Genomic DNA, 2,543 nt, shown 5'->3' on the forward strand with positions numbered 1-2,543 from the left:
CTAGCGATGCACCACTGCACGGGGGCTGCTCCCCGATATTTCGGTAAAATTGAGCCATGAACGTTAATACAGCCTAATCTCGGCATCTCTAGAATTTCTGGGGAGAGAATTTGTCCGTAGGCAACCACCACAAAGGCATCCGCTCGCGATTGTCTGAGAAAATTTAAGGTTTTAGCATTTTTTTTCACACTTTTGGGCTGCAAAACCGGTATTTGCTGTTCTATGGCTATTTGTTTCACCGGTGAGGGGGTTAATTGATTACCCCTTCCCCGGCGCTTGTCCGGTTGGGTAACGACGGCAATCACTTCTATATCGGGATTGGCTAATAATTTTTTTAGGGTGGGAACGGCAAAAGTAGGGGTTCCGAAAAAAACAATACGCATGAGAAAAGGGGTATTTTTCAGTTATCAGTGTGCAGTAATCATTAACGACTAACTATGCCAGACCATTGGATTTTTTTGGCTTTTTCCCGACGATAGGAGAAAAAATGCTCTTCTTGTTGATAGGTACAAAAAGGAGCGATCGCGATTTGTTCATCCCTAATTCCTAACTGTTGTAGTTGATGATAAATCACCCGTCGCACGTCTAAGCGCACTTTCCCTTTTTCCTCGTCAGCAAATAAGGGGGAAGGGGACAGGTTAGATAAATTGGCCAGAATTTGCTCGGGATTGGTTTCTTGAGGGAATAAACTTAAACCCACTTCTGCTGCAACTTCTCCATCGACTTGATAGACTTCCCCAGCAATTGCTGGCCCCAGGGCCAGGACTAAGTTATCTAAACAACTACCTGAGTTTAATAACTGCTTAACTGCTTTGACAACTATCCCCTTAGCGGTCCCTCTCCATCCAGAATGAATCGCCACCCCAACACCAGTAGAGCGATCGCCTATTAGTACGGGCGTACAGTCAGCACTGGCTACCCAAATCCCTTGACCGGAAGCATCGGTGATAATTCCATCCGCTTCGGCTATTTCTGGGTTAGCAATCCCTTGGGGATTTAATAGGCGATCGCCATGTACCTGTTTGACCCGATAAACCGGTACATTTGCCCCTAAAGCACCCGTAAAAGCTTCCGGGGTTTGGGGGTAATAATGACGGGTAAAAAAGCCGTGGGACCAATCCTCTAGGAGATTACAGGTAAGATAGGGCAATCCTTGCCATGTTTGCCATTGCCACAGAGAAGTCTCGGTTAATCCCACATCGATCGCTACATTGGTCACAGTCTAAGCCTCTCTGGCTGCAATAATACCTTATTCTCTCCTATCCTAGTTCTGAGCTTGGCTAAACGGCAACGGAAGATTATTACTTAAAACCCTTGACAAATGGCGAGACTTGCTTTATACTTTTTATATAATGGGAATCCGTGCGCCCATATATATAGGGTTTTTGGGCAAAGATAAGAGAGAAAAAAATAGCCTGAAAAACCGGGTTGGCTAGGGATAGGGATAAAGGTATGAAGACAGAAAATTTCTCTCCCCGACAAGCATTAAACAAAGCATTCCTGAGTAGGGATAATTCATGAATTATCCCTACTAAATTGTTGTTACGGTGATTATAAATCCTTTCTACCGAAGTTTTGCCAAAACTCAATTTCCTCCTGACTAGGTTTGACTTGCTGATTTTCGATATCTTGATGCCACTTTAAAGGATTATTAACAATATATTCTCTAATTTTCGTTAAGGAAACCTCATGACGGATAATATGTTCATAATAATTCTTTTGCCAAACCGATTGACCTTGAGTACCACGCAATTGATTAATCAGTTTAGCACTGTTCATTTTAAAATAACCAATCACTTTAGGTAACAACATTTTTCTCCTTTCCTTCAGTAGAGATAATTCATGAATTATCTCTACTCGGTTATCAATAAATATTATCCCATGAATATGATTAGGCATAATTACAAATTCATCTAAAATAACTTCTTTATAACGAGTATCTAAACTATGCCAAATATCCTTAACAACTTGACCAAATTGATTAAGATTCATAACATTATCTTGTATGTCACCTAATAAATTTTCACTATTTTTAATACAAATTGTTACGAAATATGCACTCGATTGAGAATAATCATAGCGAGATAATCTTAAGGAACGACGATGGTGTTTCTCAGAAAAATTATTCATTTATTCATCTCCTTGTCAGGACAATAAATAGGAATCTTATTTTAGTTTTTGGCTATTTAGTAAAATAAGATCAAGCTGAAGATAACAATAATTGTAACTGCTCGGTCTCGCGTAGCGAGCGCGTTGCGAGCGCTTCCTTTAAACTTTCTACCCCTGCAAACTTACTGGCAATTTCCCTCACCTCTTGGGAAGTGGGGAGATTTTCTCAAAACCCTTGACAAATGGCGAGACTTGCTTTAGACTTTTTATATAATGGGAATCCGTGCGCAAATATATATAGCATTTACATTTGAGACGTGGAAACCAATTTCTGAAAAAAATGCTATAATCTAAGTCAATGTTTTAATAACTTTAATTATGGACAAGGCTCAGAAAATCAAAAAAGATATCGAGGAACTAGATAAATGGATTAA

3 protein-coding genes are annotated in these 2,543 nt (G+C 39.9%); all 3 read right to left on the minus strand.

The features are described from left to right. Nucleotides 1-383 (minus strand): methionyl-tRNA formyltransferase (locus PX484_RS16005; protein ID WP_288104711.1); only part of this gene is annotated, 383 nt, incomplete at its 3' end. 41 nt (nt 384-424) lie between these two features. Further along, nucleotides 425-1,219, minus strand: a complete 795-nt coding sequence (gene pgeF, locus PX484_RS16010) for a peptidoglycan editing factor PgeF (RefSeq protein ID WP_287667990.1) — start codon at nt 1,217-1,219, stop codon at nt 425-427. Between the two features lie 332 nt (nt 1,220-1,551). Beyond that, complete coding sequence (locus tag PX484_RS16015) at nt 1,552-2,130, minus strand: transposase (RefSeq protein ID WP_287667987.1); 579 nt, start codon at nt 2,128-2,130, stop codon at nt 1,552-1,554. Nucleotides 2,131-2,543: the final 413 nt, after the last annotated feature.

It is taken from the genome of Microcystis sp. M49636_WE2 (assembly GCF_030065375.1).
In the GTDB taxonomy this organism is placed as follows: Bacteria; Cyanobacteriota; Cyanobacteriia; order Cyanobacteriales; family Microcystaceae; genus Microcystis; species Microcystis aeruginosa_C.